Raw genomic sequence first — 26,305 nt, 5'->3', positions numbered from 1 at the left:
ATTGAAGGCGAAGAAGAAGGCGGCGGGCTGAGGGCGTCCGGTTGAATGGGTGACTGGGTTTATTCCGGCAATTCCGGTATGAGCAAAAGATCGAAATATTGCTCGCGCAGCTTGGCGAGCCGCGCCATCTGCGGCGGAACAGGACGCATCTGCAAAGCCTCCCGCAGGTATTCCAGGCGAGACTCTGCATAATCCCGGTGTTCCTCATCGGGTTTTATAAAGTAGTCGATTGCCTGCTCCTCTTGATATACCAGCTGCTCGAGCGAGTACCAACCGACGTAGTAGCCCAAATTAAAGAATTCCTCAAAGGACTCGGCGATCACTACGTTGTTTTCGTCTGCGGATGGCAGAGTCATTATGATCGGCAAAGTTCCGTTAGTGGATACAAAATCTTTCAGATAACTGTAATGGACACCGTCCCCGCCTGTGCTTGCAAAGGGAACGACGTTGGTAGGGGTGCACCAGTATTGCTCTTCTATTTTAGGCATTTCCAGGATAAGGCCACAAGGCTCGAAGACCATATCGGCGGAAGTTTCAAACTTAATTGCGGCAGCATCAGCGACTTGATGCAGTTTTTCAAGCTGAACGGGTAGTTTCATATTTTTAGGCCCAACCTGTTAGACATTGCAAAACGACGAGTTAGCATGGGCGCCTGCGGTGTAGCATCTCATGCTGTCGACTCAAGGATCTAGCATGGTTGAGTTTATGGCATCATTGCCTCTTTGGCAAGCAAGAGATATGCATGCAGCTTTGTGAGGCATTTTGAGGCAGCAGACGCTGCGCCAACCCCGTCTTGCGGTGCGCGGGAAGCACACCGCCCAGCCAGCGCTACAAAAAGCCATCCTCGTCCGCATTCCCAGCTTACAGCCTAGGGACTGGCCGCAGCGCACATCCTTTCAGGGCCGCTTCGAGAAGGATGCGGCCGGCAGTTTATTGAAGGCGAAGAAGAAACCGGCGGACTGAGGCCGCGCCAAAAAAAGCATTGCGCTTGAAAATCAGGGATGTTGCTGCTTGTAGAGAAACCAGGTCAAGACTGCCATGATAAACAGCGAGAATAGCGCGCTGATACACACTATCCGCGTTGCGTGATGCTTTCCAATCACTATCCCCAGGAGCGTGCCCCAGGCTATGGGCAAGGTCGCGTAGATGACGATCGACACGATTTTCAGCAAGTTGGAGCATGATTCGCGGCAAATATTGGTCTTGGCAACGACCTCAAACGCATGAGGCAGCATATCGAAGGCGATGCCAACCAGTAAGCCGAGGACAGCAATCTTTTTAACCATCGTTTGACCTCGGGCAGAATGGCTCAGTGTATGGCGTTGTTGCTCCCATGGCAAGCCTGCAGCACGCGCCAGGCTTCCGCGATGCTGCCGGGCCGTATCATGCGGCCACCTGTTCCCGCGGGCGGATGATCATGCAGGTGGCCGTCGCATGCGCGTACACTTTACCGGCTTCGTCGCGGATCGTACCTTCGGAAATGACCAGGTTGCGTCCCGCATTGATGACTTTGCCTTCGGCGTAGACCGTCACGTTGAAGGGCAGGGGACGGCACATCTTGATGTTCAGGTCCGTCGTGCCGTAGCTTTCGCCGGCCGGCAAGACCGTGTGCGTGGCGCAGCCCGTGACCGTGTCGAGCACGGTGGCGGCGAATCCGCCATGCACGCCGCCCATGGGATTGGTGTGCGTTTCATTCGCCGTCGCCGTGAAGATGACACGGCCATGCTCGACCGTATGCGCATCCATGGGCATGGTCTTGGAAATGCCGGGCCGGGGAAACAGGCCTTGGGCGAAAGCTTGCATCAGTTGCAAGCCGGTCATGTCGTTCGGGTGCATGGTAACTCCTTGGGTTAGAAAAGGGGGGATGAAAATGCTTAACCCAACGGCAATGACCGGGGTCAGACCCTCAGGGTCTGACCCCAGCTTTTGTCTGTGGGTTGGCTTGATCTTGCGCAAAACGCAGGCGCGAGGCGTGCAGCAGGAAGCGGGCGACGACGGCCAGCTCTTCCTCGCTGAAACCCGCTTTCAGTTGTTCATTCAGGCTGTCGAGCAGGGGCAGGGCGGCGGCCAGCACCTCGCCCCCCCTGGGCGACATGTGCAGCGTGCCGGCGCGCGCATCGAGCGCGGACTGGCCGCGCACGATCAGGCCGTTTTCCTCCATGCGCGCGACCAAGCCTGTGACGGCCGAGTTTTTCAGTTGCAGCGCCCGCCCCAGATCCTTCAGTTGGCAGCCTTCCTCGCCCTTCAAGGCGAACAGGGCGACGACTTGCGTACCGGAAAATCCCAGTTCACTGGTAAAGACGGCGTCGGCCGAACGAAACAGATTCTGCCGCGCCAGGTTAAGCAGATTGAACAGGCGCGGCGAACGCTCGCCCAACGGGCAGAAGGCGGCATCGGGGACGTCTGAAGTAGGAGAATTATTAGTACGCATGCGAAGTATACTACTACGTATGCGTAATAAATCAAGCGCCAATTGCTAGTCGCGCTGGTGGCGTCCGATGTAGCGTGCGCGTGGCCGTATCAGCGCCGCGCTGGCGGCTTGCTCGGCCGCGTGCGCGATCCAGCCGGTCGAACGGGCCAGCGCAAACACGCTCAATGCTGCGCCCGCGGGCCAGCCAAACGCCAGCTCCATGGCCGCCAGCGCCAGATCGGCGTTCGGACGCGCATCGAGCAGTTCGCCCGCCGTGGCGCAGACGGACAGGATGGCGCGCAACTGCGGATACGCTTGCGACAGCGCCGACAAGCGGTCCAGCAGATACGCGGCGCGCGGGTCGCCCAGCGGATACAGCGGGTGGCCAAAGCCGGCGAATTCCGGCGCGACGGTCTTGTAAAAGGCGTCGATGCTATCCCTGGCGTCCGGCGCGGCCAGCGCCTGCGTCAACATGCACCTGGCCGCCGCGCTGCCACCGCCGTGCTTGTCACCGGACAAGGCCGCCAATCCTGCCCCCAGTGCGGCCGGCAGGCTGGCGCCCGTCGAGGCGACGCAGCGCACGGCAAAGGTGGACGCGTTCAATTCATGGTCGGCCAGCAGCACGAGGGCGGCGCGCAGCAATTCAGTCTGGTCCGGGTCCGCCTGCCACGCCAGCGCCAACTGCTGGTGCAGCGGCAGGGTGGATGGCGCCGTCTGCAGCAGGGCGGCGGCCAGCAGGCGCATCAAGGCGGGACCGGACTCCAGCGCGTGCGGCATGTCCGCTGGCGTCAGCATGGCCATGGCCAGCATGGCGCGCGCCAGCGGCGTCGCATCTGATGCGCAGGCCAGTCCTGAAGGCAGGGCCGGCGCATCTTGCTGGAAATAGTCTGTCGCGTTGTCGTCCCACAGCAGGCCGGCGGCCGTCTCCAGCGTCGCGGACTCGGCCAGCGCCGTCGCATCGCAGCCCCGGTACAGCAGCCGGCCATCGAGAATGTGGGAAATCCGCGTCTCGAGCACGGGCAAGCCCCAGTGCATGGCGGCCACGGCCGTCTGGCCGCCGCGCTTGGCGTCATTTTTGCGAGCCGCCAGGCGCAATACCTCTTCCTGCGGATAGCGCTTGCGGCGCGAATCTCCCTTGCTGACGGAAGCCAGCAAGCCCCGGCTCACGTAGGAATACAGGGTGGGCAGGCTGACGCCGAGGAGGCGCGCCGCGTCAAGGGCGGATAAGTCGTTTTTCATGGCGGCGATTGTATCTGTATATTGATTCGTAGAATCAAGATTGACGGGCCGGGCAGCGCGTCACTAGACTCATGCCTTTGCAGGAGTCTCCATGAGTACACACACCATTCGCACCCTGCGCCCGGACGACGCCGCGCCGCTGCTGGCCTTCGAGCACGCCAACCGGACTTGGTTCGAGCGCCATATCGACCGGCGTCCCGATGCTTTTTACAGCATCGAGGGCATCCAGGCCCACGTCGCGCAATTCCTGAACGAGCACGCACAGGGGCGCATGCACCCCTGCGTCATCGTCGACGAACAGGGACAATTGATCGGCCGCGCCAACCTCAAGGACATTGACGGGCAGGCGCAAACGGCCGAAGTCGGCTACCGCATCGGCGAGCAGCAGGCGGGCAAGGGCCTGGCCACGGCCGCGCTGTACCACCTGATCGCCCTGGCACAAGACGAGTGGCGGCTGGCCAGTCTGTGCGCCTACGCTATCGACGGCAATGCGGCCTCGATCCGCGTGCTGGAACGCTGCGGTTTCGTGCAGGGAACGGCCGTGCCCGATATTGCCATCGTGGCAGGCAAGGTTGTCGATGGCCATGCCTATGCGCTGGATTTGCGGGCGGCTGGGGTAGACTATGCCCTGTGATAAATAAACAAAATTGACAGATATGAATCACGAAAAGCCCCAGCACATTATCGTCATCGGCGCCGGCATCGTCGGCGCGTCGCTCGCGTACCACCTGGCCAGCAAGGGTGAAAAAGTCACCGTGGTCGAGGCGGGCGGCATCGCTTGCGGCGTGACGGGTACGTCGTTTGCGTGGATTAACACGTCCTGCGCCGGTCCCGACCCCATTGCGGCCCTGCGCGGTGGCGCCATCGCGGCCTGGCGCCGGCTGGAAACGCAAGTGCCCGGCTTGAGCGTGCGCTGGCATGGCGCCTTGTCGTATGGCACGCAGGATGGGCGGGTGTCGCCCGAATCCCTATTGATAGACCGCGCGCGCATCACTGAGCTTGAACCGCGTCTGCGGCAGCCGCCGGAGCAGGCGATCTTTGAGCCGGAACAGGGCGCGCTCGACGCCGTTGCCGCCACACACGCCTTGCTGGCAGCGGCCAGGGCGTTGGGCGCGACGGTTCGCACGCATACGCCCGTACTGGGTTTTGTGGTCCAGGACGCGCGGGTGACGGGCGTGAAAACGGTCGCTGGCCTCATGAACGCGGACGTGGTCGTGCTGGCGGCAGGCACGGGCACTGCTGCGCTGGCGCAGATGCTGGGCGCCAGCCTGCCCATCCACGCCTCGCCCGCCATTTTCATGCGCTACCAGGCGCCGCCCGGCCTGGTGCACAGCATTATTTCCAGCCATGCAATGGAAGTGCGGCAAGCCGAGGACGGCACCATGCTGGCGGCGGAAGATTACCTCGACGACGCGCCGGAAAACCAGCCCGCCGCCATGGCGCAGCGCACGGCCAGCGCGATCCGCAATGAACTGGAAGGAGCCGAGGCCATCGCGCCAGAATTCGTCGGCATCGGCCTGCGTCCCATGCCGGCCGATGGCGTGCCCATCGTCGGCCATTTGCCCCAGGTCGAAGGCGCGTACGTGTGCGCCATGCATCCAGGCGTCGTGCTGGCCGCCATCGTGGGCCAGCTTGCCAGCGAGGAAATCGTCACTGGCGAGCCAGGATCAGCCTTGAAAGCTTGCCGGCCCGCGCGTTTCCTGGCTTGATTATTTGTCGCTGATTCCTACGGCACAGGCACCACGAACACGGGCAGGACGAATGGCGCTGCCTCCTGCTCATCGTCATTCTCCGATGGTGACTGCATATAGTGTTCGTTGCGCCAGTCCCCGTTCACCACGCGCTCGGCGATCAGCGCCAGATCCTGCGTTTCGCGCAGTTCGCAGCGAAACGGCAGCCGCCCATGCGAGCGCGACACCAGGCTGTAGCGCAACTGCCGGCATTGCGCATCGTGCCAGCAATAGAACAGCATGTCTTCGCCAGTGAGCGCGCTGCTGCGCGCCGCGATCAACTCTCTGATGAATTCGACGATATCCGCCGCATGGATCTGCGGCGTTTCCTCGTCCGTGGGCGAAAAGCTCCACATATTGGTTCGGGCTTCGTGGTTGATGTCGTCGGGATCAATTTCCACGGCATCGTCTTTTGCCATGGCGAACCAGCTGCTTACGACGGTTGAGTGAATCATGTAAAGCTTTCAGTACTTATCAATATTTATTTATGCATCGCCGGCTTGAGTATGCCGACGCATCCACTCATCGGCCACATCGCCCATGGTTTTGGCGGCGCCATCGCGTATCCAAGCCATGAGATCACGGTCCAGTCTGAATCCGGGGCCGCACTGATCCAACAGGAAGCGCCTGACGTTTTGCGTGTTTTTATAGCGGGCGTCGACGCTGGTCTGCCGGGTAATGACGCCGCCGTGCCAATCGAAATCCATGCTGTGCTCCTTAGTAATACCGACGTACAGCGCAAGCTGGATGCCGACAGAGAGGTGAGATGAGACAGCATTGTATGCCAGCATCATCCCATCCAGAAATTTTTAGGACTAATCTTATATGCGGCAGAATTTATTGGTTTTAGGATAAGCAACATGACTGCGCAGTGATGATTGTTGCATCAAATACTCTTGAATATCCATGAAAAATTTTGATAAAAGCATCATTGTGTCGATAATTTTTTTCGCGACATCGATTGCCCTGCTATTTTTCCTATTGAGTGAATGCGCATGGATTTATTATTGCTTACTGAATTTCTCAATGCGCAACCCTTCCATTTTTAACGGAATAATTATATTTTTAATCTCATTGACATTTGTTTCTTTCTATATTTACAAATCAAGAAAGAGAAAATTTAACAAGGCAGAGCAATAGCAGAACTTGCAAAAAAAATGAATGTGTCTCCTGGTGGCGTTCCTCGGGAATAGGGTAATGGATATTATTATAATTACATCGATTAAAAAAAGAGACTCTATGGCAAAGAACATATTAATGGCTTTGGTGGCAACTTTGATTTTTTCTTTTGTGTTTCCATTGATCTACCCATTAGTGAACGGCGCCGATGGGAAGGCATCGTCGGTAGTAATTTCGTCTGTGTTCTTCTTCATCGCGATGATGGCTGCATTCACTCTTTACTCTCGTAACAAAAAGTAGTTTTTAGAGCGCTCGGGGTTCAATCCGAACGCTCTATTATTTTATATATCAAGAACCGCCTGGTTATGGATGCGTTTAAATAATAAATTCGGCTTCTTCTCCTGCCATATTTTCATCGCCTGAATCAGTATTTTATTATCCAGGTGCGTTGGGGATTTTGTCATTTTCTATTTTCAGATGGTTTCGTCGCGTCGATTCCAGTTCGCCCCTAAGTAACCCCCAGTAAATTATTGTGATTTCTGACTTCCATAACCGGCGCTCTGCGGCGTTGCCCGCTGCTAGCAGTGCTCGCTCTGCGTCGCAGCGGGCGCCTTGCATAGCATCCGGTTCTGTTCGTCATAATTTCACAATAATTTCCTGAGGATTACTTAGAGCCGAAACGGGTCTGATTGACAATCTCGCTGATACGGCCATTGAAGCACTCAACCATGCCATTGAAAAGTTCATTATTTTGAGTGACCAGCTAATCTCTTCAGCTACTGTTGCGGCATCCGCCCACACAATTAAGCCCCTGTTCCGCCAGCAAGCCATCGAGCATCTGGGCAATAAACAATACGGCACCGTATTGCTGGCGCGACCCGTCAGCCATGTATTCCTGACCTGGCTGTTCCTCGCCATCGCGCTGGCCATCGTCGCTTTCTTTATCTTCTTCAGCACCACGCGCAAGGCGCAGTCGCAGGGCGTGCTGTTGCCGACCAGCGGCGTGATCCGCATCATGCCGGGCCAGGCGGGCGTCATTGCCGGGGTACGCGTCAAAGAGGGCCAGGCCGTGCGCGCGGGCGAGGTGCTGTTCGTGCTGTCGGGCGAACGCAGCAGCACCAATGCGGGGGCGCCCCAGCAGCTCGTATCAAGCCTGTTGAAAAGCCGGCGCGACAGCTATGACGCGGAATTGCAGCAGTCGCGCCTGCAATCGCGCCAACGCATGGCGGCGGGCCAGCGCCGGGCCAGCGACCTGGCGGCGGAAATCGGCCGCATGGACGACCAGATCGCGCTGCAACAGCGCCGCATCACCCTGGCGGAACAGTCCTACCAGCGCTACGGCGAGCTGCACGCCACCCATTACATTTCATCGGCGCAACTGCAGGATAAGCAGGCCGAGCTGCTGGACCAGCACCAGCGCCTGGCCGAACTGCAGCGCATCAAGTCGGCTAGCGGCCGCGACCTGGCCACCACGCAAGCGGACGTGCGCGACTTGCAGGTGCAGGCGCAGCGCGACACGGAAGGCTTGCAGCGCAATGTCTCCGCCATCGAGCAAGACCTGACGGAGAACGAGGCGCGCCGCGAAATCCTCGTGCGTGCGGCGCAGGATGGCATGGTCACGGCCATCACCACCGAACTGGGCCAGACCGTGGCGGCCAACAGCGTGCTTGCCTCCGTATTGCCGCAAGGCGCCCAGCTGGAGGCAGAGATTTACGCGCCATCACGCTCGGTCGGCTTCATCAAGCCGGGCATGACGGTGCTGCTGCGCTACCAGGCCTATCCGTACCAGAAATTCGGACAGTATCCGGCGCTGGTGCGCGAAGTGGCCAGCACCTCGCTGCGGCCCGAAGAGCTGGCGGTGCCGGGCGCCGTCAGCGGCACGAATGGCGAACCCTTGTATCGCATCCGTTTGAGCTTGCAGCGCCAGAGCGTGCAGGCGTATGGCGAAACCCTGCCCCTGAAGTCGGGCATGCTGGTCGACGCCAGCGTGCTGCTGGAACAGCGGCGCCTGTATGAATGGGTGCTGGAACCCCTGTTCAGCATTTCCGGGCGGCTGTAAGCCCCCATATTGATTTTCCACAATACTCATGCACCTCCCTGATCTTGCCCACCTGTCCTTCTGGCGCAGCCAGCGCCTGCCCGTCCTGCTGCAAACGGAAGCGGCCGAATGCGGCCTGGCCTGCTTGTGCATGGTGGCCAGCTACTGGGGCCACCAGACCGATATTTCCAGCATGCGCCGGCGCTTTTCCGTGTCATTGAAAGGCGTGACTTTAAAAGGGCTGATGGCGATGGCGCAGGGGCTGGCCCTGCATACGCGGCCGTTGAAACTCGACATGCAGCATTTGCCCGAGCTGAAGCTGCCCGCCATCCTGCATTGGGACTTGAACCATTTTGTCGTGCTCAAGTCCGTCTCCGGCAGCCATGCGGTGATCCACGACCCGGCCGTGGGCGAGCGCCGCCTGCCCTTGGCGGAAGTGGCGAAACATTTTACGGGCGTGGCGCTGGAGCTGACGCCCACCGCCGAGTTCCAAAAGGCCGAGGAAAAGCAGCAGTTCTCGCTGCTGTCGCTGATGGGGCGCGTGGTGGGGCTGAAACGCGGCTTGCTGCAATTACTGGTGCTGGGCCTGGCCTTGCAGGTGTGCGCGCTGGTGGCGCCGTTCTACATGCAATGGCTGGTCGATGAAGCCTTGCTGGCCGCCGACCGCGACCTGATCACCGTGCTTGGCTGCGGCTTCTTGCTGCTGGTACTGGTGCAGACGGCCATCGGCGCCGTGCGTTCCTGGATCACCACGGTGCTGGCCACCAATCTGAACTTGCAATGGCTGGGCAATGCCTTTGCCCATTTATTGAAGCTACCGCTGCCGTACTTCGAGAAGCGCCACACGGGCGATATCGTCTCGCGCTTCAATTCCATCGAAACCATGCAACATAGCCTGACGACGCAGTTTATCGAAGGCGCCATCGACGGCGTGCTGGTGCTCGCCACCCTGGGCATGATGCTGTTCTACAGCCCGCTGCTGGCAGGCGTGGCCTGCATCGCCGTGCTGCTTTACATCTTGCTGCGCTGGTCCCTGTTCAAGGCCATGCGCGAAGCGACGGCTGAACAGATCATCCATGCGGCAAAACAGCAAACGCATTTCCTGGAATCCGTGCGCGGCATCCAGAGCATCCGCCTGTTCGGCCGCGCCGCCGAGCGCCGCGCCAGCTGGACCAACGCGCTGGCCGACCAGTTCAACGCCGACCTGCGCATCGCCAAGCTGTCTGTTTCCTACCAGACGGCCAATACTTTGCTCTTCAGCGCCGAACGGGTGATCGTCATCTGGATGGCGGCGCTGGCCGTGCTGGACAACCGCTTTTCGGTGGGCATGCTGTTCGCCTTCATCAGCTACAAGGACCAGTTCAGCCAGCGCATGGCCAGCCTGGTCGACAAACTGTTCGAGCTGCGCATGCTGCGCCTGCATGGCGAACGCGTGGCCGACATCGTCCTGACGGACGCGGAAGAAGACGGCAGCGACGTCGAGGTCGACATGGACGATATCTCGCCATCGATCGATATCCGCAACCTGACGTTCCGGTATGCCGATGGCGAACCGGATGTACTGAGCGGCCTCAATCTGCACATTCCCGCTGGCCAGTGCATCGCCATTACCGGCCCGTCCGGCTGCGGCAAGACAACCTTGCTCAAGTTGTTGCTCGGCTTGCTGCAGCCGACGCAAGGCGAGATCCTCATCGGCGGCATCCAGCTGGCCAGCCTGGGCTTGACGAACTACCGGCAATTGCTGGGCACAGTGATGCAGGAAGACACCCTGTTCGCTGGCTCGATCGCCGACAACATCAGCTTTTTTGCCCCGTCTCCGAATGACCGGCAAGTGCAAGCCTGCGCGCACTTGGCTGCCGTGCATGCAGAAATCGCCGCCATGCCGATGGGCTTCAATACCCTGGTAGGCGACATCGGCAGCGGCCTGTCCGGCGGCCAGAAACAGCGCATCCTGCTGGCACGCGCCCTGTATAAAAATCCGAAGTTGCTGGTGCTCGACGAAGCGACCAGCCACCTCGATACGCGCAACGAACAGGCGGTGAACGCGGCAATCCAAACAATCACGCTCACGCGCGTGATCGTTGCGCACAGGCCGGAAACCATCGCCATGGCCCAAAGGGTAGTGGTGCTGCAGCAAGGGACAATCGTTGTGGATGTCATGCAAGAAACACCGGATGCCTCATGAGCGTCGCTACCGCTTCCTGAGCAACAGATCCATTACATCGCAGCGTACCTCACCCCCGCGGCCCATCCAGCAGCAACTCCGCTAGCCTCGTCGTCAGCCACAAACTCGTCTCGCTGAGCTTTTTCCCATGAATTGACAAGCGCCGCACGGGCAGGCGTGACAAGGCCAGCGCGGGGCAGGGCACTTCCTGCAAATACCCCTTGTAATTGTCGTAATTGGCGATGTTCAGGGGCAGGATGGCCCAGCCCAGCTCGTCCGCGACCATCTCGGCAATACTGTAAAAACTATCGGAAAACCAGACGGCGGGGCTGAACGCGTGTTCGCGGTTGAGCTCGGAATCCATGATCAGCTGGCGGTAGCGGGTCAGCTCGTTGCGGCTCACTTCCTGGCCATGCGCCATAGCGTGGCCTTTTGCCACGAACACGCCTTGCGCCACGCTGCCGATGTGCTGCTGTTCCAGCACGGGAGAAATCGGGCCGCGGTCGAAGTGGAAGGCCACGTCGGCTTGCTGCTGCTCCACGTATTGCGCCACCTCGGACGCCGTGGCGTTGAGCATGACCAGTTCCAGCGCCGGGTAGCGCGCCGCCAGTTCCTTGACCAGGGTGCCGATGGCCAGGTAGGGCAGGGCTTCGTCCAGCGCCAGGGTCAGCCGGGCTTCGGGGGCCTCGCTCAGCAGTTGGGCGCGCAGCTGCAATCGCTCGGCCTGGCGCAGCAGTTCGCACGCTTCCAGGTGCATGACCTTGCCCGCTTCCGTCAGCACGGCGCTGCGGCGCGAGCGGTCGAACAACTCCACGCCGAATTCCGCTTCCAGCAAGCCGATCGAGGTGCTGACTACCGATTGCGCGCGGCCCAGCCGGCGCGCCGCGCCCGAGAAAGAGCCGGCCGCGACGGCCGCTTCAAAGTAGCGCATTTGTTCCAAAGTCCATTGCATGGCATCCACCTATCTGTTTTACAGATGGATTTTAACTTGAATGCCATTCAGGGGCGACATAAAATGCCTTTCATTGTCAATAACACGAGATCCGCCATGAAAAACGCCCAGGCCAATTCACCCGCCATCAGCTTCAGCTGGTGCCACGATGCCACCGCCGAAGAGACCTTGTGCAAGTTATATCTTGACAACGTCAGCGCCGATTACATCTCCCATTCGGAGCTGCAGGGCGAGCGCGCCGACGCGCCCGGCAACTGGCGCGCGGACTTGCCAGAGGTGATCCGTGGTGAAATCCGCGCCGCCCTGTCGCATGACTGGGCGCATGGCGATTCGACCCTGCTGGCTGTCGCCACGTCGGGCGAGACCATCGTCGGCATGGCCTTGGTCTCCATCGACACGCGCCAGCGCGCTTCGAAATCGTTCGCCGCGCTGGACGACCTGGTCTTGCTGCCTTCCGTGCGCGGCAGCGGCATCGGCAGTCAGCTGGTGGAATGGGTGGCCGACGAGTTGCGCAGCCACGGCATCGCCCGTTTGTTCCTCGAATGCGGCGCGCACAACCTGACGGCGCAGACCTTCTTCCAGGGACGCGGTTTCAAGCAAGTGTCCGTCGTCATGCTGCGCGAACTCGACGCGATGACCTCCGCCGTGGATGACAAGGATGGTGACCGTGGCTGACGCCCGCCGCCCCCGACAAGCCCAGGCCTGTGGCAGCCTGGAACGTAAATATTTGCGCAGCACCCGCTTTATCCAAACAGATAGTTGTTAAAAGTTACACTAAAATTACTGAGTTACCCATGCATCCAATGAAAAAATGGCTGACGCTGGCCATCGTCTCCAGCGCCTTGTTCCTGATCGTGGTCGACATGACCGTGCTCTACACCGCCTTGCCCGCGCTGACGCGCGACTTGCAGGCCACTTCCTCGCAAAAACTGTGGATCATCAACGTGTACGCGCTGGTTGTCTCCGGTCTGCTGCCCGGCCTCGGCACCCTCGGTGACCGCTTGAGCCACAAACCCGTTTTCCTTGCCGGCCTGGCCGTGTTCGGCATCGCCTCGCTGTGCGCCGCGTTTTCGCCCGCGCCGGAACTGTTGATTTTTTCGCGCATCCTGCTGGCCATCGGCGCCGCCTTGATGATGCCGGCCACCTTGTCCATCATTCGCCTGACCTTTACGGACAACCGCGAGCGCTCGTTCGCCATCGGCGTGTGGGCGGCGATTGCCTCGGGCGGCGCCGCGTTTGGCCCCGTGCTCGGCGGTTTCCTGATGGAACACTACTGGTGGGGTTCCGTCTTCCTGATCAACGTGCCCATCGTGCTGCTGACCCTGGTGCTGGCCGCCGTCGTCCTGCCGAAACGGGCCGGTAACCGTGACAAACCGTGGGACTTGAAGGGTTCTTTGCAAATCATGATGGGTCTGCTTGGTGGCGTGTATGCGATCAAGGAGCTGGGCAAGTCGCAGCCCTCGTATGCGCTGGCCGCCGCTTCGTTCGCCGTCGGCGCCTTCTTCATGCTCAAATTCGTGCGCCGCCAGAAGCGGCAAGCCAAGCCGCTGATCGACTTCGCCCTGTTCCGCGAACTGCCGTTTTCCAGCGCCGTGGCCGCCGCCATGGTGGCGTCCGCCGCCCTGATCGGCATGGAACTGGCGCTGAGCCAGCACATGCAGTTGGTGCGTGAGTTATCTCCGCTGGAAGCGGGTCTGCTGTTGTTGCCGCTGCCGCTGGCGTCCGTGTTTGCGGGGCCGCTGACGGGTTTCATGCTGCCGCGCGCCGACAAGGCCAAGGTACTGTGGGGTTCGCTGCTGCTGTCCGGTATCGGCATGGCAGCGTATCTGGTGCTGCATGACGCCGCCGTCTCGGCGCAAGTGGCCAGCCTGGTAATTTTAGGCCTGGGCCTGGGCGCCGTCATGACGGCCGCATCGAGCGCCGTGATGCTCAACGTGGCGCCCCAGCAAGCGGGCATGGCCGCCTCGATCGAGGAAGTGTCGTATGAACTGGGCGCCGTGATCGGCGTGACGGTGCTGGGCACGATTTTGTCGGCCGTCTACAGCGCCACCCTGGTGATCCCGGAAAGCGCTGGCCTGTTGCCGAACGCCCACGACACCCTGGATGCGGCGCTGCTGGCCGCAGAGCAATTGCCGGCCGAACTGGGCTTGCAAGTGTCGGAACTGGCCCGCTCGGCCTTCGACAAGGCATTCATTGTCGTGCTGGCTACGGCTTCCGCCATCCTGATGGCGGCCGCGGCCACCATCCGCCACCTGCATCTGCGGGCGCGCCGGGCAGCTTGATGCAGCGCGATTTGGTGGCTGGCTACATGGCCCGGAACAGGTGCACGAAGGCGCGGCTCACGGGCAGCTCGCCGGCGTGGCCGCGCATGCGCAGGAACAAACGGCTGGCGTCGTCGCGGCGTGTGCCGTCCAGCCAGGCCAGGTTGATCAGGGTGGAGCGGTGCACTTGCCAGAATAGCTCAGGATCAAGCTGGGCCGCCAGTTCCGTGATGGGCGTGCGGATCAGGAATTCACCATCCACGCTGGCGACGACCGTGTACTTGTCGTCGGCGTGGAAAAAGCGCACCTTGGCCACGTCGAGGTGGTGCGTGCGCTCGCCACGGGACGCGAGTATGTAGCGCAGCCGGGGGCGGGCCTGGCCGGGTGCGGCCGTCAGTTGCCGCAGCGCCTGCGCCATGGCCGCACCGGCGGGGGGCAAGGCCGGCGCCGCACGCAGGCGCGCCACGGTGCGAGCCAGCCGTTCGGTGGTGACGGGTTTCAATACGTAATCGAGCGCCGCGTGCTCGAAGGCTTGCAGCGCAAATTCGTCGTAGGCGGTGACGAATACCACGCGGGTTGGGCCTTCGATACCTTGTGCTACCTCCAGCCCAGTCAGTCCCGGCATCTGGATATCGAGAAAGGCGATATCGGGTTCCAGTTCCGCGATGCAGGCGGCGGCCTCGACGCCGTTGCGCGCCATGTGGATGATCTGCAAGTCCGGCCACAGGGCCAGCAGCTGGTCGCGCAGGTAGAGCGCCAGGTGCGGTTCATCGTCCGCGATCAGGGCGCGCGTCATGCGACCGCCGGCATTGTGGAGCCGGCGCCCAGGAACGGCAGCTCCAGCACGGCTTCGACGCCAGGCCCGCTCTCGCGCTCACGCAGGCTCAGGCTGGCGGCGGCGCCGAACTGGGCCTGCAGGCGCGAGCGCAGATTGGCCAGCGCCATGCCGTTGCCCGGACGCGGTGGCTTGCCTGGGGCCGTCAAGCCCACGCCGTCGTCAAGCACGCGGATTTCCAGGTGGCCCGCGCGTACCTCGGCATGCACGACGACGCTGCCGCCGTTCAGCTTGGGGCCGAGTCCATGCTGGATCGCGTTTTCGACCAGCGGCTGCAGCATCAGCGTGGGCATGCTGGCCAGGCGCGCTTGCGCGCTGGCGTCGATGCGGAAACGCAGACGCTCCTCCATGCGGATCTGCATCAAGCACAAATACTGGCTTGCCATGTCGAGTTCCGCTTCCAGCGTGCTGTCGCCCTGGCGCAGCTGCGACAGGCTGGCGCGAAGGTAGCCGGAAAACGTTTCCAGCATGCGTTTCGCGCGCGGCGGGTCGTAGTCCATCAGGCTCTGGATGTTGGCCAGGGTATTGAACAGCAGGTGCGGCTCGATCTGACCCTGCAGCAAGCGCAGGCGCGCATCCGTCACCTCGCTTTGCAGCTGCTGCTGGCGCAGGCGCGAACGCCACCAGGCCCAGTTAGCCGCCATCACAAACAGGATGAACACGGCAAACTTGGTCAGCGCGGCGGGCAGCGAGACGAACATGCCCCACAGCTTGAAACCGACCAGTATTGGCACGATGGTAAAGCCGATGCTCATGCCCAGGATGATGGCCGCCAGGGACAGCGCGCCCAGCACCATGGCGGCGCGCAGGTCGTGCACGTTCGACATGCGCTCGACCAGCGGCGCCGGCAGGCAGCGCCCGGCCAGGCGCAGCACGCCAAACAGGGCATGCACGATACACAGGCAGATGCCGATGTTCGGCAGCAGCGATGCCCACCACCAGAGCGGCCGGTCGACCCGGCCGAAGATGGCGACGATGGTCATCAGGACCAATGCCAGGGCGACACCGATCAGGGAAACGATCAGCAGGCGGATCAGGGTGGGCACATCGTGCCGGGGGCGCAGTTCCCAAAGTGAACGCCAGCCCTGTAGCAAAGTCGTTTTTCTGATCATGGGCATAGTGTAGCGGCCCGTTGCCTGATTGACCAGATCATGGCTTGCCATTCATCGGCCCCATTGTCGATTCGTCGCATGCGCGCGGCCATCCGCTGGCCCGGCTGTCAATCTGTGTTCTCACCCACCGATTACAGGAGCCACATGAAGCACAGCATACTTATCGTTGCCTGCGCCATCTTTTGCAGCGCCCAGGCAGCTGCCGCCGCCATCCTCCCTCCCATGGCAGGCATTCCCTCCGGCGTGTTTACCATGGGCAGCACGGAGCCTCGTATCGGCGACGGCAGCCACAATCCGGCCGAGGGGCCGCCCCACGAGGTGCGCGTGGCCGCATTCCGACTTGCAAAATACGAGACGACGGTGGCGCAGTTCCGGCAATTCGTTGCCGCCACAGGCTATCGGGCGGCTGGCGAATGCTGGGAATTCGACCGCACTGACGGCATCGCGCTCAAGGCGTCGGGCTGGGACGCCCCCGCGCATGCGCCAACGGACTATCACCCCGTCATGTGCGTGAGCTGGGACGATGCGGCGGCCTATGTGCAATGGCTGGCCCGGGAAACGGGGCGCCCATTCCGCCTGCCCAGCGAGGCGGAATGGGAATACGCGGCGCGCGCCGGCACCCGCACGAAATACTCGTCCGGAGATGCGCCTGAACAATTATGCAAGTACGCCAACATGAAGGACCGGCGTTTCAAGGCGGCTGCGCAGCGCGATCACGGCCTCGATATGCTGGTCACCGATTGCGACGACGGCGCCGAGTACACGGCCGTCGTGGGCATGTATGCTCCCAACGGCTACGGCTTGCACGACATGATGGGCAACGTGGCGGAATGGTTGGCCGATTGCCAGCATCCCGACTACCGGGGCGCGCCCGTCGACGGGGCGGCTTGGCGCAGCGGTTGCGAGGCGGAAGGCGACTATTTCATCACGCGGGGCGGCAGCTATTCGTCCTCGCGCCAGGTACTGCGCAGCGCAGCGCGCGGGCATGGCGGCCGCGGCAATGCCAGCAGCCTGGGCGAAGGTTTTCGCATTGCCGAGGACCTGGGCGGCTGCACGGCCAGCACCTGTGCCGGGGGTGATGCCGCATTCATCCAGGCGCTGCAAGCCGCGCAGCAGGCGGAACTGCATCGCCGCGCACGCCACTGAAGGCTTGCTTACTTCAGCAGCGGCGCCACCTTGTCGCGCAAGACCGTCGATTGGGCGTCGTGCACGGCCTGGTTGGGGTCGTGCCCGGCCCGTTTCACCAGGGTAAAACCTTTGGCCGGCGCCGTGATGCTGTCAAAGTAGGTGCGCGCGATGACGGGCGAGGTCAGCAAGTCCGCTTCGCCCATGACGAAAAACACGGGCAAGTCAAAGCGCGTGCCCAACGCGGGCAGGTCGACCTTGGCGAACATGCCATCGCCGCGCAGGCCGATGAACTGGATGTACGAGTAGTCATCGGCCGCCTCGGCATCCGCCAGGGCTTGCGGCGTGGCGTAGAACGGCGCCGGCTGCCACCAGTGTTTCGGTGGCGGATCCGTTGCCAATCCTTCATATTTGCGGTCGAAGCGGCGCAAGATGCCGAAGTTGCGCGGGTCCGTCCATGGCGGTGCACCGAGCGCCGTCAGCTTGTCCACCGTGGCGGTATCGCCAGCCGCTTGCGCCAGCGCCATCACTTCCCGGTACATGCCGGTCTCATTGTCCCTGGCATTGACCACCTGCGCCGTGCCGATATACGCGTGGAACAGGTCGGGGCGCGCCTTGGCCATGTGCACGCCCAGTATCGATCCCCAGGAACTGCCCATCAAAATGACTTTCTGCTGGCCCAGATGCTGTTCAATATAGCGGGCCACGGCGATGCCGTCGTCGCGCATCTGTTCCACCGTCAAGGTCATGTCTTCCGTCGGCTGCTGTTTCGCATACGTCATGCCGGCGCCGCGCTGGTCCCACTGCACCAGGGTGTAGTGGCGTTCCCAACCGGCGTAGATGGCCTCTGCATAGGGACTCAGTGCATTGCCGGGGCCGCCATGGATGAACAGGATCACGGGATTGCCGCAGGCGGCGCCCGTGACCGTGATCCATTGCTCGATGCCATTGATGGGCACATAGCCTTGTTCGCGCACGGCTTGCGTAGGCGAGGCACACGCAGGTACGGGAGCCGCTTGTGCCGTGTTGAAACAAGTTAAGAGCAGCAATGCCAGGCTCGTGATGCGCATATCGTCCTCTTCTATATAGTGGGGGAACTACAGCGTGCAATCCTGCGCCGGCTTGCCGGCAATAAAGCGGGTGCTGGCCTGTTCAAAACAGGCGGGCGCCGTCCACAACAGGAAATGCGGGGCCTTGTGCACGGTGGACAGGGCCACCTTGCCGGCCTTGCTCTGCGTCAAAGCCTGCACTTGCGCCTGCGCGCCCGCGTACGGCGTCTTCGGGTCCAGCGTTCCCTGCAGCACCAGGGTCGGCGGCATTTTCGCCGGCAAGGCGCCAAAGTAGCTATCGCGCGGGTAGGTGGGCAAGCCGCCGCCCAGCAGGATGCGGGGCAGGGGACTGGTAAACAGCAATTTCTCCTCGTCGCGGTCGATGTCGGCGGCCGTCCAGCCGGGGCGCAAGGACGGCTGCAGATTGTTTTCCGAATTGCTGATGATGCTGACCAGCGGAATCGACAGCGGCGACTGGGGATAGCTGCCCAGGCTGGCCGCCGCCTGCGTCAGCGTGGCGCGCACGGACGCCAGTTCCGCCTCGCCCCCCTGGTCCAGCTCGCGCAGCAGATACGGGATGCGCGCGCGGGCGGCTGGCACGTCAAGCATGCCGCCCAGGAAGTTTTTCAGGTTCTTGCCGGGGATCTTCGCCAGCAGGGCGGGATCGGCTTGCGCCTTGTCCAGCACGCGGCGGTACAGGCTTGCGGCCGGCTCGCCCAATGCCGCATGGCAAGTCGCATCCGCGTCGCATTCGGCCAGCACCTGCATGCCGACGGTGTTGAGCACGTGCGAACGCTGGCTCAAATCCCAGCGTGCATCCGTTTGCGGCGGCACCAAGGAGTCGAAGATGACGCCCTTGACGGGCAGTGGCCGCAGTTGCAATGCCCGCAAGACCAGTTGCGTGCCATACGACACACTGTAGACATAGGCGGGCGGCTGTCTGCCTTTGACCTTGCGTTCGCCTTCAATCAGGGCTTGCAAGTCGCGCGCCGCCATGGTGATGGAAAACTGGCCCGCGTATTCCGGTACAAGGTTGAGGCCGGCAAAGCAGCTGCCCCATTCGGCGCCCGCCAGCGCGCGGCCGCCGGGGCTTTGTTCCGACTCTTCCACCTTGCACAGGCGCGACGAATGGCCCGTGCCGCGGTGGTCGGGGATGAGGAATTCAAAGCCGGGAAAGCTGCGGCGCAAGGTGGGCAGCAAGCTGTAGAACGAGGCGCCCGATTCGCCGGGACCGCCCGCCACCAGCCACAGGGTGCCCTTGGCAGGCTTGCCGGCAGGTACATCGGCGGCAAACTTGCGCACGAAGACGTGCATGGCGTCCGTATCGCCCATCGCGCGGCCCTGGTCATCGTAGCTGCCGGGCACGTCCAAGCCCGAGCACAGGCTGCCGGGCATGGCCGTATCGGCGCAGGGGGTGAAGAACATCGGTTCGGCATGCAAGGATGCGCTGGAAAGCAGTACAGCCAGCAGGGTCAGGCGGGGCAGTAAGGTCATCGGCTACTTTGGCGGCGGTGGGGAACAGCTGCCAAAGTAGCGTTTTTTACAGTAATTGTCCAGATGGAAAGTTTTCCACGTGGATTTATTTGGCCTTGCTGCCACGCAACAGCCTGAGGCCGTTCGCCACCACCAGCAAGCTGGCGCCCACGTCGGCGAACACGGCCATCCACAAGGTCGCCGTGCCGGCCAGCGCCAGGCCGAAGAACACGGCCTTGATGCCGATGGCAAAGCTGATGTTTTGCACGAGGATGCTGCGCGTGCGCTGGCTCAGGCTGATGAATTCGGGCAATTTGCCCAGCTCATCATCCATCAAGGCCACGTCCGCCGTCTCGATGGCCGTGTCGCTGCCGGCCGCGCCCATGGCAAAGCCGATATCCGCCTGCGCCAGGGCAGGGGCGTCGTTGACGCCGTCGCCGAGCATGGCCACCACGCCGAATTGCTGCTGCAAGGCCTTGATTTCATCGAGCTTGTTTTCCGGCAGTAACTCCGCCTTGACCAGGCTGACGCCGACTTCGGCGGCGATACGCTGCGCCGTCAGCACATTGTCGCCCGTCAGCATGACGGTGGTGACGCCCAGCGCATTCAATCTGGCGATGGCGGACGCCGCCGTCGGGCGCAGCACGTCGGCCACGGCGATCACGCCCAGCGCGCCGGCCGAGGTGGCCAATACCATGGCCGTGTACGCATGCTGCTCCAGCCGCATCAGGATGGCTTGCAATGCCGGCGTCAATACCTTTAATTCCGTCATCAGGCGGGCATTGCCCAGGTAATACGTCTGGCCATCGATATGGCCTTGCACGCCGCGGCCATGCAGGGCGGCAAACTGGGTCACGGGCAAGTGGCTGCCGGCGGGCGGACCGGCCTTGACGATGGCGGCGGCCAAGGGGTGGGCCGAATTGGCGTCCAGGCTGGCGGCCAGCAGCAAGATGGCGTCGCGGTTGCTGCCGTCCATGGCCACCACGTCCGTCACAGCCGGTTTGCCCATGGTCAAGGTACCCGTCTTGTCGACGGCGATGGCCTTGATGCGATAACCCGTTTCCAGGAATTGCCCGCCTTTCACCAGGATGCCGCGCCGCGCCGCCGCCGTCAGGCCGCTGACGACCGTGACCGGGGTGGAAATGACCAGTGCGCACGGGCAGGCGATGACCAGCATCACCAGCGCCTTGTAGATCCAGTCCATGAAGGGCGCGCCGAAAAGCAGGGGCGGCAGCACGGCCACGAGGATGGCGAAGACGACGACGGCCGGCGTGTAGTAGCGGGCGAAATTGTCGACAAAGCGCTGCGTGGGCGCCTGTTTTCCTTGTGTTTCCTCGATCACCTTGACGATTTTCGCCAGGGTGCTGTTACCACTGTTGGCCGTGACGGTGACGTCGAGCAAGCCCCGTTCATTGATGGTGCCCGCATACACGACGTCGCCCACAGCCTTGTCTACCGGCATGCTTTCACCGGTGATCGGCGCCTGGTTGACGGACGATTCGCCGCTGGCCACCACGCCATCGAGTGCGATGCGCTCGCCCGGTTTCACGCGCATGGTCGCGCCGATGGCCACCGTGGCGACGGAGACTGGCTGCCAGGCGCCGCTGGCGTCGGCGACCGTTGCCGTGTCGGGCGCCAGTTGCATCAGGCTGTGCACGGCATTGCGCGCCCGGTTCAGCGACAAGCCTTCGATCAGCTCGGCAATGGCGAACAGGAAGATGACCATGGCCGCTTCCGGCCACTGGCCGATGGCGACGGCGCCGAAAACCGCCAGGCTCATCAGGAAATTGATGTTCAGCGTGAACGTTTTCAGGGCAATCCAGCCCTTTTTCAGGGTCGGCCAGCCGCCCGTGGCAATCGACAGCAGGGCCAGGGCGATGACGAGGGGCGAACTGTCTTCATGCGTGGTCCACGCCAGCGCTTCGGCGGCCGCAGCAGCCAGGCCGGAGACGACCAGCAAACCTTTTTGCAGAGTGCTCAGGCTGCCTTCGTTCGGGTCGCGCGCAACGGCGGCGTCCGCTGCCATGGGGATCGCTTCCATGCCGATGCCGTGCAGGGCAGCTTCCACCGTGGCCAGCGAGGGCAGGGTGTGGTGCACGTCGAGCACCCGGTTCATCAGGTTGAAATCGAGGCCCACGACGCCAGCCATATTGCCCAGCTTGTTGCGGATCAGCCGTTCTTCCGTGGGGCAATCCATGTTGGCGATACGGTATTTGGCCGTGTTCGCGCCGGCGATGGCTGCGCTGGGCAGGGCCGGTGCGGATGCGTCGGCAGGCGTGGACGAGCACGCATGCTGGCTGGAGCAGCAGCTGGCCGCCTTGGGTGCATGGTCATGCTTGTGCTCATGGTCGTGCTTATGGTCATGCTTGTGCGCGTGGTCGTGGTCGTGCGTATGGGTATGGCTATCGTGTGGCATCGCATTCGTCCTTCCGGTTTCGTGTATGCTTCCATTAGAAAGCCTGTAGTCGCTACAGGGTCAAGCAGAATTTGCATGAAAGAATGAAAAGGGGATGCCATGCGTATCGGAGAACTGGCCAAACGGACAGATTGTGACGTGGAAACCGTGCGTTACTATGAAAAGGCGGGTTTGCTGCAGGAACCGGGGCGCAATAGCGCCGGCTACCGCGAGTACCGCGAAGAACACCAGGAACGGCTGCAATTCATCCGCCATTGCCGCTCCCTGCAGATCGGTTTGACGGACATCCGCGCCTTGCTGGAATTTAAGAACAACCCGGCCGAAGGCTGCCACAGCGTCAATGAATTGCTCGACCACCACATCTTGCGCATCGCCGAGCAAATGGCGAATTTACAAATATTGCAGCAGCAACTGGTAACCTTGCGCCACCAATGCGACCAGCCGCAGCCGTCGCAAGATTGCGCCATCCTGCAAAACCTGTCGGAAGCGGCCAGCGGCCACGATTGCGCCTGCCATACCGAACTGCATTGAACGATTGCTGCATGCTGAAACTGAAACCTGGAAGCACTTTACTGGCCTTATCCCTGCTGTCGCCGCTGAGCCATGCGGCCGATGCGCCCGCCGCAGCCAGCCACTACCTGACCCTGTACGCCGCGCCCGGCGTGCCGCAAGACGATGACCCGTATACCTGGAGCACGGTTGGCGGCAAGCAGCTGAGCAAAGGCGTGACCAAGGCGGACGGCCGCGCCTATGTCAAGGGGGAAGACGGCGAAGAAAACTATATTTTGAAAACCGTCAGCATGCGCTGGCAGCTGAAGGTCCCGGCACAATGCTGGCAGGGTGCGCCGGAAGCCTTCCAGCAATGCATGCAACTGGCCAAAACCACGAGCCGCCATGATGAAGAGCAGGATGCGCGCAAGCTGGCGGAGCAGCAGAAAGACGCCAAGATGCAGGCCAGGATCGCCGCCTATGCGGTGCAAGCGCGGGCCAACGACGATGCACTGGCCTGGCTGGGGCGCTTGCCTTCGAGCTGGACGATAGAGAGCTATGGCACGCGCCTGCTGGGCATCGGCGACAAGATTGCCGCGCAGATTGGCAACGCGCTCAAGGATGGCGGGCCCGATGCGCGCCAGTTCGTCTGCCGTGCGCCCGATGACTACGGCCCCGTGCCGGACCAGGCCTTTGTCGATGCCTGGACAGTCGCGCCGCGCGCCGTGCGTGATGTGCGCTCCGGTCCCGCCTGGGATGGGTTGGTGGCGGCCGGCGCAAAGGGCAACTGGATGGCCCGTCTGGAACTGTATTACGCCTTGTCCAGCGTGAATGTCAGCGAATTGAGCCTGCTGGAACAGTACCGCATCGTGCAATTGATGGAATGGCTGCACAAGAAGCAGATTGGCGGCCTGTATAGTTACTTCAGCGCCAGTATGCCTGAGGCGCCCGGCAATTCCCGCAGCGCCACCTGGCGTTTGCAGGACCAGGCCTCGCTGTATGCTGCCATGCTGGGCAGTTACGACGATCAGAACAGCCGGGGCAAGGTCTTGCAGGCGGACCAGGATCCCGCGCTGGCCGCGGCAGGCGGCAACATGCTGGCCTGCGCCAGGGCCGCATTGCCGCAACCTCACTAACGCGGCAGCAAGGGCGGGCCGCCATCACCGAGGCGGAAGGCGTCGACCACGCGCAATAAATCATGCGCCTGGTCCTGCATGCTTTGCGCGGCGGCGGCCGATTGCTCGACGAGGGCGGCATTGCGCTGCGTCAATTCATCCATTTCCGTGATGGCATTGTTGACTTCCTCGATGCCCTTGCTCTGGCGCTGGCTGGCCGCCGTGATGTCGTTCATGATTTCCGTCACCTGCTGGACGGAGGCAACGATATCGCCCATGGTGCGCCCGGCGCTGTCGGCCAGCTCGCTGCCCGTTTCTATCCTGGCCACGGAATCCTCGATCAGCTGCTTGATTTCGCGCGCCGCCGTGGCCGAGCGCTGCGCCAGGCCCCGCACTTCGGTGGCGACGACGGCAAAGCCGCGCCCCTGTTCGCCCGCGCGCGCCGCTTCCACGGCCGCGTTCAAGGCGAGGATATTCGTCTGGAACGCAATGCCGTCGATGACGGCGATGATATCGACGATACGCCCGGAACTGGCCTTGATTGAACCCATCGTCTCGACCACCTGGCCCACCACGCGGCCGCCTTCCAGCGCCACGTTCGACGTCGACAACACCATCTGATTGGCCTGGTGCGCGTGGCTGGCATTCTCGCGCACGGTATCGGTCAGGGCGTGCATGGACGTTGCCGTTTCTTGCAAGGAATGAGCCTGCGACTCCGTGCGGGCCGACAAATCCGCATTGCCGAGCGCGATTTCACTCGCTTCCACCGTGATGGTGGAGCCCGCCTGGCGTATCTCGCCCAATAAAGTGTTCCAGTTTTTCAGCACAGTGGCCAGCGCCCGCGACAGCTTGCCCACTTCATCGTCGCCCTGCGCCTCGATGCGCGTGGTCAAGTCGCCGGCAGCCAGCGATTCGGCGGCGCGGCAAGCGTCATCGATGGGCCGCACGACGGAGCGCGCCACCCAGGTGGCGATCAGGGCCAGCAGGGCGAAGCCGACGGCCATGGTGCCCAGCGACAGCCAGCCGGCGCGCTGGCCCGCATTTTTTGTTTCCTGCAAGGCGACAACGGTACGGTGGTCGAGGTTGAGCAGCACCTGGCGCAACTGTCCGCGCACTTGCTGGTAGTGTCCGGCGGCATTTTGCATCGCCGCCACGCCCGTATTCGGGTCCATGGACGCCAGGTCCAGCGCTTGCGCCACGCTGGCACGGTAGCGCTCGATGCCGGGCAGCGCCTGACCCGCTTCCGTGGCGGCGCCCGAGAATTTCTGCAATTCCTTCAAGCCTTGCGCGATGGCGTTCAGCTGGCCATCCGTTTGCGCGCCGAATTGCTTGAACTGTTCCTCCGACAGGCTGGCGGCGATGGCGATCTTCGCATACACGTCGGCGTGCACTTGGCCCAGGGCAATGGCTTGCTGGTTGGCAAGCCGTTCGGCCGTCAGGGTCACGTCTTTCAGTTCGCGCATGCGCTGCTCGTTCTGCTGCATGGCGAAGTAGGGCAAGGCACCCATGGCCAGCAGGCAAGCCAGCGCGACCACCGGGACGATCAACATCTTCTGTGCGATTTTCATCGGAACCCATATCGTCAAGAGAGTGGAAAACCATCCCGGCACTGGCGGCGCGGCGGCTGGCTACAGGTAGATGCCGCCGCAGACGACGGTCTCGGCCAGCTTTTCGCAGTACATCGCCTTCGGCTCGATCTTCTTGGTTTCCGGATTCGTGAATTTGTATTCCTGCCAGAACGTACCCTTGCTCTTGGCCAGGTCGACTCGTTCCTTGACGAAAGCCTTGCCATCGATATCCTTCAGCTCGATCAGGTTCTTGCCCACCATTTTCTGGTTGGCGCCATGCGCGGCGACCGTACCGTCGAGTTTGTAGACGACCAGGTACAGGTCGTGCAGGATGAATTGCGGCGACTTGGCCGTGATCTCGCCATACGCCTTGGCGTCGCCGGCGCTCTTGATGTAGGCCACGCCTTTCTTGACCATGGCTTCCGCGTCGGCGCGCGTGGCGCCGCCTTCGGCAGCGCTGGCAATACACGGCAGAGTAGCGGCGGCAAGCATGAGCGACAGGCACATGGCAGGGGCGAACTTGGGCATGAGAATCTCCTTCACATTGCGGCAGAGGGACGCCGGTGGGGAACCGGCGCGGTGAGGCGGCGCCTATCGGAATGCCGACGGTGCATGGTAGCGCGATGCCAGCGAAGATGCGCTGGTGCAACAGATATTTTTTCAGACGGGCGTTTTTGCAACGTTGCGTGCACGATGCAGCAATCGATATGTCATAGGGGGAAGACAGGCGCAGGCTATCGTGTCGATAGTGTGGCGCCAGTGCCGCGCTACCAGCTGGCCGGGTCTTCCTCCGCCGCGCGCGCCAGATCGTCGCGCCAGTCTTGCCGCAACAGACGGTGGATATCGGCAAAGAAGGCGCGCGGGTCGTCCATTTCGACCCACAGCACGGGCAGGGCGTATGTGCTCTCGGGGTCGTGTTCGAGGATGGCCTGGAAATCGTAGGCAGGGTCTTGCAAGGCCTGCGCCAGCACGGCCACCAGCGCGTGGCGGTGGCGGTAGCTGAGCTCCTTGTATTGCGAGGTGATGTCGCGCCGTATCAAGGCCGCGCGCTGGACCGGGTCGTTCATGTCCCAGGTGTCGAGCTCCACGCCCAGGGTGTGTTCGCGGTCATACACGTCGAAAGGGCCGAGGAAATGGTACAAGGTGGGAACGTAGAGAGCGTCGCTCCAGGGGCCGCGCAGCCCCTTTTGTTTTAGTTCTTGCATGATGG

25 protein-coding genes are annotated in these 26,305 nt (G+C 62.2%); 9 read left to right on the top strand and 16 right to left on the bottom strand.

What is annotated here, in order from left to right:
- Positions 1-59 precede the first annotated feature (59 nt).
- The 5 genes from ACPJXG_RS13925 to ACPJXG_RS13905 all read right to left on the bottom strand — a co-directional run bounded on the left by ACPJXG_RS13925 (position 60) and on the right by ACPJXG_RS13905 (position 3,649).
- Positions 60-599, bottom strand: coding sequence for a hypothetical protein (locus tag ACPJXG_RS13925; protein WP_425254611.1), 540 nt, complete (start codon positions 597-599; stop codon positions 60-62).
- 396 nt (positions 600-995) lie between these two features.
- Complete coding sequence (locus tag ACPJXG_RS13920; RefSeq protein WP_425254610.1) at positions 996-1,286, bottom strand: hypothetical protein; 291 nt, start codon at positions 1,284-1,286, stop codon at positions 996-998.
- Positions 1,287-1,383: 97 nt separating this feature from the next.
- The gene (locus ACPJXG_RS13915) at positions 1,384-1,836 is read right to left on the bottom strand and encodes a PaaI family thioesterase (protein WP_425254609.1); all 453 of its coding nucleotides are present in this window, start codon (positions 1,834-1,836) and stop codon (positions 1,384-1,386) included.
- Between the two features lie 70 nt (positions 1,837-1,906).
- The gene (locus ACPJXG_RS13910; protein ID WP_425254608.1) at positions 1,907-2,431 is read right to left on the bottom strand and encodes a MarR family winged helix-turn-helix transcriptional regulator; all 525 of its coding nucleotides are present in this window, start codon (positions 2,429-2,431) and stop codon (positions 1,907-1,909) included.
- A 45-nt stretch (positions 2,432-2,476) separates the two neighbouring features.
- Positions 2,477-3,649, bottom strand: coding sequence for a citrate synthase (locus tag ACPJXG_RS13905; RefSeq protein ID WP_278315890.1), 1,173 nt, complete (start codon positions 3,647-3,649; stop codon positions 2,477-2,479).
- Between the two features lie 91 nt (positions 3,650-3,740).
- Here ACPJXG_RS13905 and ACPJXG_RS13900 point away from each other — a divergent pair, with 91 nt between their 5' ends.
- Positions 3,741-4,283, top strand: a complete 543-nt coding sequence (locus ACPJXG_RS13900) for a GNAT family N-acetyltransferase (RefSeq protein WP_425254607.1) — start codon at positions 3,741-3,743, stop codon at positions 4,281-4,283.
- 22 nt (positions 4,284-4,305) lie between these two features.
- Positions 4,306-5,358, top strand: coding sequence for an NAD(P)/FAD-dependent oxidoreductase (locus ACPJXG_RS13895; RefSeq protein ID WP_425254606.1), 1,053 nt, complete (start codon positions 4,306-4,308; stop codon positions 5,356-5,358).
- A 17-nt stretch (positions 5,359-5,375) separates the two neighbouring features.
- Here ACPJXG_RS13895 and ACPJXG_RS13890 read toward each other — a convergent pair whose 3' ends face one another.
- Positions 5,376-5,798: a hypothetical protein gene (locus tag ACPJXG_RS13890; protein WP_425254605.1), complete on the bottom strand. Its 423-nt coding sequence runs from the start codon at positions 5,796-5,798 to the stop codon at positions 5,376-5,378.
- Between the two features lie 66 nt (positions 5,799-5,864).
- Positions 5,865-6,086: a DUF6434 domain-containing protein gene (locus ACPJXG_RS13885; RefSeq protein ID WP_099401951.1), complete on the bottom strand. Its 222-nt coding sequence runs from the start codon at positions 6,084-6,086 to the stop codon at positions 5,865-5,867.
- Between the two features lie 1,163 nt (positions 6,087-7,249).
- Here ACPJXG_RS13885 and ACPJXG_RS13880 point away from each other — a divergent pair.
- Both ACPJXG_RS13880 and ACPJXG_RS13875 read left to right on the top strand, forming a co-directional pair.
- Entirely contained in the window at positions 7,250-8,557 is a 1,308-nt protein-coding gene (locus ACPJXG_RS13880; RefSeq protein ID WP_425254604.1) for an HlyD family secretion protein, read from the top strand.
- 28 nt (positions 8,558-8,585) lie between these two features.
- A complete protein-coding gene (locus ACPJXG_RS13875) occupies positions 8,586-10,721 on the top strand; it encodes a peptidase domain-containing ABC transporter (RefSeq protein WP_425254603.1) in 2,136 nt (711 codons plus the stop codon).
- Between the two features lie 49 nt (positions 10,722-10,770).
- Here the strand turns inward: ACPJXG_RS13875 and ACPJXG_RS13870 are convergent, their stop codons facing one another.
- Positions 10,771-11,652: a LysR family transcriptional regulator gene (locus ACPJXG_RS13870; RefSeq protein ID WP_425254602.1), complete on the bottom strand. Its 882-nt coding sequence runs from the start codon at positions 11,650-11,652 to the stop codon at positions 10,771-10,773.
- 96 nt (positions 11,653-11,748) lie between these two features.
- On the opposite strand from ACPJXG_RS13870, the gene ACPJXG_RS13865 reads away from it, so the two are divergent.
- Positions 11,749-12,327 (top strand): N-acetyltransferase family protein, encoded by a 579-nt coding sequence (locus tag ACPJXG_RS13865; protein ID WP_425254601.1) that lies wholly within the window; start codon positions 11,749-11,751, stop codon positions 12,325-12,327.
- A gap of 128 nt (positions 12,328-12,455) precedes the next feature.
- On the top strand, positions 12,456-13,934 hold the full coding sequence (locus ACPJXG_RS13860; RefSeq protein WP_278318839.1) for an MFS transporter: 1,479 nt from the start codon (positions 12,456-12,458) through the stop codon (positions 13,932-13,934).
- 22 nt (positions 13,935-13,956) lie between these two features.
- Here ACPJXG_RS13860 and ACPJXG_RS13855 read toward each other — a convergent pair whose 3' ends face one another.
- Positions 13,957-14,709 carry a LytR/AlgR family response regulator transcription factor gene (locus tag ACPJXG_RS13855; RefSeq protein ID WP_425254600.1) on the bottom strand — a complete coding sequence of 251 codons (753 nt, stop codon included), beginning with the start codon at positions 14,707-14,709 and terminating at the stop codon, positions 13,957-13,959.
- Positions 14,706-15,794: a histidine kinase gene (locus tag ACPJXG_RS13850; protein WP_158300115.1), complete on the bottom strand. Its 1,089-nt coding sequence runs from the start codon at positions 15,792-15,794 to the stop codon at positions 14,706-14,708. The genes ACPJXG_RS13855 and ACPJXG_RS13850 overlap by 4 nt, the downstream gene beginning before the upstream one ends.
- 210 nt (positions 15,795-16,004) lie before the next feature.
- Here ACPJXG_RS13850 and ACPJXG_RS13845 point away from each other — a divergent pair, with 210 nt between their 5' ends.
- Entirely contained in the window at positions 16,005-17,006 is a 1,002-nt protein-coding gene (locus tag ACPJXG_RS13845) for a formylglycine-generating enzyme family protein (RefSeq protein WP_425254599.1), read from the top strand.
- Between the two features lie 8 nt (positions 17,007-17,014).
- Here the strand turns inward: ACPJXG_RS13845 and ACPJXG_RS13840 are convergent, their stop codons facing one another.
- From ACPJXG_RS13840 to ACPJXG_RS13830, 3 genes are all read right to left on the bottom strand, one after another.
- Positions 17,015-18,055: an alpha/beta fold hydrolase gene (locus ACPJXG_RS13840; RefSeq protein ID WP_425254598.1), complete on the bottom strand. Its 1,041-nt coding sequence runs from the start codon at positions 18,053-18,055 to the stop codon at positions 17,015-17,017.
- A 27-nt stretch (positions 18,056-18,082) separates the two neighbouring features.
- The gene (locus ACPJXG_RS13835; RefSeq protein WP_425254597.1) at positions 18,083-19,528 is read right to left on the bottom strand and encodes an alpha/beta fold hydrolase; all 1,446 of its coding nucleotides are present in this window, start codon (positions 19,526-19,528) and stop codon (positions 18,083-18,085) included.
- Positions 19,529-19,613: 85 nt separating this feature from the next.
- On the bottom strand, positions 19,614-21,923 hold the full coding sequence (locus ACPJXG_RS13830; protein ID WP_425254596.1) for a heavy metal translocating P-type ATPase: 2,310 nt from the start codon (positions 21,921-21,923) through the stop codon (positions 19,614-19,616).
- 99 nt (positions 21,924-22,022) lie between these two features.
- On the opposite strand from ACPJXG_RS13830, the gene cadR reads away from it, so the two are divergent.
- Together cadR and ACPJXG_RS13820 are read left to right on the top strand one after the other, a co-directional pair.
- Entirely contained in the window at positions 22,023-22,454 is a 432-nt protein-coding gene (cadR, locus tag ACPJXG_RS13825) for a Cd(II)/Pb(II)-responsive transcriptional regulator (protein ID WP_035818887.1), read from the top strand.
- Between the two features lie 11 nt (positions 22,455-22,465).
- A complete protein-coding gene (locus ACPJXG_RS13820; protein ID WP_425254595.1) occupies positions 22,466-23,548 on the top strand; it encodes a hypothetical protein in 1,083 nt (360 codons plus the stop codon).
- Here ACPJXG_RS13820 and ACPJXG_RS13815 read toward each other — a convergent pair.
- From ACPJXG_RS13815 to ACPJXG_RS13805, 3 genes are all read right to left on the bottom strand, one after another.
- Entirely contained in the window at positions 23,545-25,095 is a 1,551-nt protein-coding gene (locus ACPJXG_RS13815; protein ID WP_425254594.1) for a methyl-accepting chemotaxis protein, read from the bottom strand. The two genes, ACPJXG_RS13820 and ACPJXG_RS13815, sit on opposite strands and share 4 nt — an antisense overlap.
- 60 nt (positions 25,096-25,155) lie before the next feature.
- A complete protein-coding gene (locus ACPJXG_RS13810; RefSeq protein ID WP_341353794.1) occupies positions 25,156-25,623 on the bottom strand; it encodes a cache domain-containing protein in 468 nt (155 codons plus the stop codon).
- Positions 25,624-25,862: 239 nt separating this feature from the next.
- Entirely contained in the window at positions 25,863-26,300 is a 438-nt protein-coding gene (locus ACPJXG_RS13805; protein ID WP_425254593.1) for a hypothetical protein, read from the bottom strand.
- Positions 26,301-26,305 lie beyond the last annotated feature (5 nt).

It is taken from the genome of Janthinobacterium sp. NFX145, from assembly GCF_049810325.1.
GTDB classification, from domain to species: domain Bacteria; phylum Pseudomonadota; class Gammaproteobacteria; order Burkholderiales; family Burkholderiaceae_D; genus Janthinobacterium; species Janthinobacterium rivuli.
The sequence above is the reverse complement of the archived record's forward strand: the minus strand, read 5'-3'. Positions and strand labels throughout refer to the sequence as shown.

Bases quoted from the DNA above. Each gene is read 5' to 3' on its own strand.
- ACPJXG_RS13885 (WP_099401951.1), bottom strand. From the start codon at position 6,086: ATGGATTTCGATTGGCACGGCGGCGTCATTACCCGGCAGACCAGCGTC.
- ACPJXG_RS13835 (WP_425254597.1), bottom strand. From the start codon at position 19,528: ATGACCTTACTGCCCCGCCTGACCCTGCTGGCTGTACTGCTTTCCAGC.
- ACPJXG_RS13840 (WP_425254598.1), bottom strand. From the start codon at position 18,055: ATGCGCATCACGAGCCTGGCATTGCTGCTCTTAACTTGTTTCAACACG.
- ACPJXG_RS13805 (WP_425254593.1), bottom strand. From the start codon at position 26,300: ATGCAAGAACTAAAACAAAAGGGGCTGCGCGGCCCCTGGAGCGACGCT.
- ACPJXG_RS13860 (WP_278318839.1), top strand. From the start codon at position 12,456: ATGAAAAAATGGCTGACGCTGGCCATCGTCTCCAGCGCCTTGTTCCTG.
- ACPJXG_RS13920 (WP_425254610.1), bottom strand. From the start codon at position 1,286: ATGGTTAAAAAGATTGCTGTCCTCGGCTTACTGGTTGGCATCGCCTTC.
- cadR (WP_035818887.1), top strand. From the start codon at position 22,023: ATGCGTATCGGAGAACTGGCCAAACGGACAGATTGTGACGTGGAAACC.
- ACPJXG_RS13820 (WP_425254595.1), top strand. From the start codon at position 22,466: ATGCTGAAACTGAAACCTGGAAGCACTTTACTGGCCTTATCCCTGCTG.
- ACPJXG_RS13905 (WP_278315890.1), bottom strand. From the start codon at position 3,649: ATGAAAAACGACTTATCCGCCCTTGACGCGGCGCGCCTCCTCGGCGTC.
- ACPJXG_RS13830 (WP_425254596.1), bottom strand. From the start codon at position 21,923: ATGCCACACGATAGCCATACCCATACGCACGACCACGACCACGCGCAC.
- ACPJXG_RS13875 (WP_425254603.1), top strand. From the start codon at position 8,586: ATGCACCTCCCTGATCTTGCCCACCTGTCCTTCTGGCGCAGCCAGCGC.
- ACPJXG_RS13900 (WP_425254607.1), top strand. From the start codon at position 3,741: ATGAGTACACACACCATTCGCACCCTGCGCCCGGACGACGCCGCGCCG.
- ACPJXG_RS13810 (WP_341353794.1), bottom strand. From the start codon at position 25,623: ATGCCCAAGTTCGCCCCTGCCATGTGCCTGTCGCTCATGCTTGCCGCC.
- ACPJXG_RS13815 (WP_425254594.1), bottom strand. From the start codon at position 25,095: ATGAAAATCGCACAGAAGATGTTGATCGTCCCGGTGGTCGCGCTGGCT.
- ACPJXG_RS13845 (WP_425254599.1), top strand. From the start codon at position 16,005: ATGAAGCACAGCATACTTATCGTTGCCTGCGCCATCTTTTGCAGCGCC.
- ACPJXG_RS13865 (WP_425254601.1), top strand. From the start codon at position 11,749: ATGAAAAACGCCCAGGCCAATTCACCCGCCATCAGCTTCAGCTGGTGC.
- ACPJXG_RS13910 (WP_425254608.1), bottom strand. From the start codon at position 2,431: ATGCGTACTAATAATTCTCCTACTTCAGACGTCCCCGATGCCGCCTTC.
- ACPJXG_RS13890 (WP_425254605.1), bottom strand. From the start codon at position 5,798: ATGGCAAAAGACGATGCCGTGGAAATTGATCCCGACGACATCAACCAC.
- ACPJXG_RS13855 (WP_425254600.1), bottom strand. From the start codon at position 14,709: ATGACGCGCGCCCTGATCGCGGACGATGAACCGCACCTGGCGCTCTAC.
- ACPJXG_RS13925 (WP_425254611.1), bottom strand. From the start codon at position 599: ATGAAACTACCCGTTCAGCTTGAAAAACTGCATCAAGTCGCTGATGCT.
- ACPJXG_RS13915 (WP_425254609.1), bottom strand. From the start codon at position 1,836: ATGCACCCGAACGACATGACCGGCTTGCAACTGATGCAAGCTTTCGCC.
- ACPJXG_RS13870 (WP_425254602.1), bottom strand. From the start codon at position 11,652: ATGCAATGGACTTTGGAACAAATGCGCTACTTTGAAGCGGCCGTCGCG.
- ACPJXG_RS13895 (WP_425254606.1), top strand. From the start codon at position 4,306: ATGAATCACGAAAAGCCCCAGCACATTATCGTCATCGGCGCCGGCATC.